General features: G+C 63.3%; 1 protein-coding gene. It reads left to right on the forward strand.

The genetic code is table 11. The features are described from left to right. Nucleotides 1-97 precede the first annotated feature (97 nt). The coding region (locus NCS28_RS33090; protein ID WP_250517977.1) for a hypothetical protein at nucleotides 98-510 on the forward strand (413 nt) is incomplete at its 3' end.

Below are 510 nucleotides of genomic sequence, written 5' to 3' on the forward strand. Positions count from 1 at the left end.
GTCTGTCCGAAAAATGTATGTCTCTAACACACCAGAGTCCGCCGTGACAGGTCGGAACCTCTGCGTGCGCCCGTCGCCACCTGACCTGGAGGGGCCCATGAAATCGACCCGCTTTTGCCTTGCCTGTGGCAACGCGTTTGCGCCGCTGCCGCATGTCCCCCGTCAACGATATTGCTCCTCGGAGGCTTGTCAGCGCGCCCGGCGACGCGACTGGCAGAGCAACCGGCTCCGTAACGACAGTGACTATCGCGACAACCAGGCTCGCGCCCAGGCGAAATGGCGCGCGGGCCACTCGCGCTACTGGCGTGAATATCGGGGTGCGCATCCGGCGTATTGCGAGCGCAACCGCAGTATGCAGCGATTGCGCAATGCGCGGCGGGCCTCCAGCGCAATTGCAAATATGGACGTCATCAAGCTTCCCCGGCCGCTGGACTCTGGCTTCTACCTGCTGTCTCGCGCGGCTGACGCCGGCGTTGCAAAAATGGACGCGTGGACCGTTCACATCGCCGT

The sequence above is a fragment of the Caballeronia sp. INDeC2 genome (genome assembly GCF_023631325.1).
Lineage (GTDB): Bacteria > Pseudomonadota > Gammaproteobacteria > Burkholderiales > Burkholderiaceae > Caballeronia.